4 protein-coding genes are annotated in these 3,434 nt (G+C 49.9%); 1 reads left to right on the forward strand and 3 read right to left on the reverse strand.

Annotation, left to right across the window (positions count from 1 at the left end; all coding sequences use genetic code 11):
- Positions 1 to 549, reverse strand: a 549-nt coding sequence (locus ACR0P9_RS09475; protein ID WP_432619544.1) for an S-layer homology domain-containing protein, incomplete at its 3' end; no start/stop codon positions are given.
- 239 nt (positions 550 to 788) lie between these two features.
- Positions 789 to 2,153 (reverse strand): alanine/glycine:cation symporter family protein, encoded by a 1,365-nt coding sequence (locus tag ACR0P9_RS09480; protein WP_432619550.1) that lies wholly within the window; start codon positions 2,151 to 2,153, stop codon positions 789 to 791.
- A gap of 254 nt (positions 2,154 to 2,407) precedes the next feature.
- Between ACR0P9_RS09480 and ACR0P9_RS09485 the strand changes: the two genes are divergently transcribed.
- On the forward strand, positions 2,408 to 2,719 hold the full coding sequence (locus ACR0P9_RS09485) for a DUF6506 family protein (RefSeq protein WP_432619546.1): 312 nt from the start codon (positions 2,408 to 2,410) through the stop codon (positions 2,717 to 2,719).
- 78 nt (positions 2,720 to 2,797) lie between these two features.
- Here the strand turns inward: ACR0P9_RS09485 and ACR0P9_RS09490 are convergent.
- Positions 2,798 to 3,434: MATE family efflux transporter (locus ACR0P9_RS09490; protein ID WP_432619548.1), on the reverse strand; the 637-nt coding region annotated here is incomplete at its 5' end.

A 3,434-nucleotide genomic window follows, 5' to 3' on the forward strand; every position in this document is an offset into this window, starting at 1 on the left:
CTGAACGAGCATCGCGCGGGACATCGGCATGTTTGGAGCAAATGTTGTCGCGTTGATACCAGCAAACAGCTTGTTCTGATAGGTATATTCTACTGCGTCGTAGAACCAATCGCTCTTGTTGACATCGGTAAACGGCAGGGTGCTTTCTTCCGTCTTTTTGATGGTGAAGGAATCGTCAATGGCCTCACCGTTGTCTGTGCGATAGGTGTAATTGGCGTTGTCAGCATCATGGTCGCCGACATAAATGAAGGAAAATCCATCGCTGCTGTCCTGTACCTCAAATTTTGTCGTTTCCTGATTACCGATCTGATAATAATAGGTGCCCGGCTTGAGGTTGGATGCGATTGCCTTGCAGGAATAATACTGCGTTCCCTCGCTGTCCACGACAGCGGTCTGACCGGTAATGGTCTGTTCCTGCACGTTCTGGGTCATCGCTGCATCTGCAGCTACGCGGAAAGAAGCAGTTGGTGTCTTGGAATACCAAGCAAAATTCATTTGGGTGTCATCGGAGCCAGGAGAAAGAGATACCTGCGTCCAATCGTTTTTCATGGTCTCCCAGCGCTCCTGCCATGCGGCATAGGCACCGTTGGCTGCAGCTGGTGTTTGGGAGAAGCATTGGTGTATCCGTCCGGTGCTGCGGCGGCAAAAGCAGAAAGAGAACTGCTTGCTGCCAATACACCGGTCAGAACCAGAACGCACGGCATAAAGAATATTTCTTTACAAAAGAAAAACAGAGAATCCGATGTTTCCATGGGATTCTCTGTATGTGCTTATAAGTGTTTTATGGATTATTTTTCTTTGAAATATTCTCTGACCAGCTTGATGACTACGCCGTTCAAACCGAGCAAGCCGATCAAGTTCGGAATGGCCATCAGACCGTTCAGGGTATCAGCAATGCTCCATACCAGAGTCAGGCTGCTGACAGCACCGACAAATGCCAGAATAACGAAAACAGCGCGATAGCCCTTGGTCAGCTTTTCGGTATAGCTCTTGCCCTTGAATAAGTACTCAATGGACTTCTCGCCATAGTACGACCAGCCGAGAATGGTGGAAATCGCAAACAGAACGGTTGCCAGCGTAACGCCAAAGGTACCGAGCGGGCCGATTGCCTTGCCGAAAGCAGCAATGGTCAGGTCTGCGCCCTGCATACCGTTGTTATACAGACCGGAGGACACAATAACCAGAGAGGTCAGTGTGCAGATAACCAAGGTGTCGAAGAATACCTCGAAGGAGCCCCAGAAGCCCTGCTTGACTGGGCTGTCGGTGACAGCGGCAGCATGTGCAATCGGCGCACTGCCGAGACCAGCCTCGTTAGAGAATACGCCGCGGGCAACGCCGAAGCGAACGGCCATCATAACCGTGTAACCAGCTACACCTCCTCCGATGGACTGCGGATGAAATGCGCCTTCAAAGATCGTAGCGAATGCGTGCGGGATTTCCGGTGCATTGGCGATCAGAGCCAAGATGGCGAACAGGGCATATGCACAGCCCATAATCGGTACCAGCGTAGAGGTAACCTTTGCGATGCTCTGGATGCCGCCCAGCAGAACAACTGCTGCGATGACAACGATGACAGCACCGGTCAGATATGGGTTGATGTTTAAGGTGGAATTCAGAGCGGTGGAAATCGCGTTGGACTGTGTCATGTTGCCGATGCCGAACGAAGCAAAAGCAGCGAAGATCGCGAACAGAACAGCCAGCCACTTGAGGTTCAGACCTTTTTCCAGATAGTACATCGGGCCGCCGACGTTTTCGCCGCGCTGATTCTTTTCGCGGAAATGCACAGAAAGAACGACCTCAGAGAACTTGGTCATCATACCAAAGATGGCGCTGACCCACATCCAGAATACGGCGCCCGGACCGCCCAGTGCGATAGCCGTGGCAACACCTGTGATATTGCCGGTGCCGACGGTGGACGCCAGAGCTGTCATAACAGCCTGAAACGGCGATACACCAAATTCGTTCTTTTTGTGCGCTTCCGGCGTGTGCAGAATACCTACCGTGTTCTTAAAGATGGTTCCGAAGTGACGGAACTGCATGAAACCGGAGCGGATTGTCAGGAAAATGCCGGTGCCGACCAGAAGTGCCAGCATGTACGGTCCCCAGACAATGCCGTTGACAAATGAGTTGATTGAAACAATGATTGACACAATGTGCCTCCCCTCACGAATAAAAATGAATTGGAACGCATATAAGCGTTAAGAATTATAACACGATTTGTGAGAGTGGTCAAACAAAATACGACACATAAAACGGGCAAAAGTGGAAAAACACAGAGTTATAACACAAAATAAGTACAAATAACCAAGAATCAGAAGGGATGAGAGGATATTTCTGTTCTAGTTGTTGCAATGCCAAAGTATTTCTCGTATAATCAAAGTATCAAATGCTATAGGAGGCAAACACAATGAAATTCAATGCAGGATTTATTTATGTCGCACCGAACTGCGATCCGCAGCAGCAGAACGCAGTGATTCCGGGCGAATCCATTGATCTGTACGTCTATGGCTGCTCTACATACAGCCAAGCAGAAGTTGTTGCAAAAAGCTTGGTAGAAGAAAAGGGTTGTACTGCCATTGAGCTGTGCGCAGGCTTTGGCAATGAAGGCATTGCACGCATTCAGAAGGTTGTTGGTCCGGACGTTGCTGTCGGAGCGGTGAAGTTTGATCTCCATCCGGCATTTGGCTTTAAGAGCGGCGATACGGTTTTTAACAAGTAAGATAGGTGATAAACAAGCGGCTCTCTCATCAGCATGTGCTGGCGGGAGAACCGCTCGATTTCTTTATTAACGCTATTTTTATGCAACTGCCGAGTCAGCAGGGGCATGTTCTGTCCAGCCGCGTTTCCATTTTCCGGAGAAATAATAGATGGAAACACAGAGAGCTGTGGTGACCCATGTTGCAGGGAAGATGAGTGCAACATCATATACTGTGTGAAACAGCTGCATAGCGATGTACAGAAACAGCAGACGGATGGCAAACATGTTAATCAACGTGATGCACATCACAGAAGCGGCCTTGCCCGCACCGCGGATGGCACCGGCGAAAATTTCCACAAAGACATAAATAAAGTACAGCGGGAACAGACGGACAACAATCTTACTGCTCAGCTCAATGACCTCTGCATCACTGGAGAACAGATGCATGACGATGTGCGATGCTGCTGTGAGAGACAGCGTAATGCACAGAGTAATGATAATGCCGGTAATCAGACCGACTTTGGTGCCTTTTTCGGCACGTCTGACCTGCCCGCAGCCGAGGTTTTGTCCGACAAATGTCGTGACGGCCTGACCAACTGCCCACATCGGGAAATAGACCAAGCCTTCGAGCTTGCCGTAGGAAGTGTAGGCTGCCATGCTCGTGACACCCATGGTATTGATCTGCGACTGCAAGAGGACCAGAGACAGAGAGACAACCGTCGTCTGTACGCCAACC

The sequence above is a fragment of the Butyricicoccus sp. genome (genome assembly GCF_050872565.1).
Classification (GTDB): Bacteria; Bacillota; Clostridia; order Oscillospirales; family Butyricicoccaceae; genus Butyricicoccus_A.